The organism is Aquirufa sp. Wall-65K1 (assembly GCF_054558475.1).
Genome location: NZ_JBPXKD010000015.1, coordinates 1 through 688, shown reverse-complemented (window position 1 = coordinate 688; position 688 = coordinate 1). Strand labels below are relative to the sequence as shown.

Annotated in this window: 1 protein-coding gene and 1 rRNA gene; one reads left to right on the top strand and one right to left on the bottom strand. The window is 35.6% G+C overall.

All coding sequences use genetic code 11. The annotated features are described in order from the left end of the window. Nucleotides 1-106 (top strand): 5S ribosomal RNA (gene rrf / locus ACST15_RS12500); the annotation flags it as partial. Nucleotides 107-273: 167 nt separating this feature from the next. Here the strand turns inward: rrf and ACST15_RS12495 are convergent. Then, on the bottom strand, nucleotides 274-543 hold the full coding sequence (locus ACST15_RS12495; protein WP_459454990.1) for a four helix bundle protein: 270 nt from the start codon (nucleotides 541-543) through the stop codon (nucleotides 274-276). Between the last annotated feature and the right edge of the window lie 145 nt (nucleotides 544-688).

Here is a 688-nt window from a genome sequence, read left to right as displayed (position 1 = left end):
GCCGATAGGACGGGTGTTCACCTCTTCCCATCTCGAACAGAGAAGTTAAGCCCCGCACCGCTGATGATACTGGGATCAAACCCGGGAAAGTAAGTAAGCTCCAAGTTATTATTATCAAGCCCGCTAGATTCTAGTGGGCTTTTTTTATGCCAGATAGGAATGAAGAATGAAGAATGAAGAATGTAGAATGTAGAATTAGTGGTATAAATGGCTAGATTTCAAAATACTACCAATAATTTTAAGCAGCTCGTCTAATCTAATTTGTAATTCCTCTTATTGATAAATATTCGACTCCCTTAAAAGTCTTATCCAATATCCTGTTTCCCTAGCCTCTTTATACGCAATATGCATTTTCGCATAAAAATCCCTCCTAGAGGACCCTCCTACCGCCTCTTCCACATTTGCCCCAATGGATGTTCCTGATCTTAAAATTTGCTTACTTAACACATATTCTTTTTTATCTAGTTGAATTTGCCGAACAAATCTTATAACTAATAAAGCAAACTGAAAACTTTTAATTTGAATGATATTGTCAGATTTCATCTGTTTTTTCTTCAAATATTGTACTAACCCCCTAATAGACTGGACTAAATTTTAAAAAGAGTTTAGAACCAATTAAATTAGGGAAAATGAAAAGAGAAAGAAGAGTATTCAGTCCAGAAGACCGTCTAGCTATTATTCAAGAAGG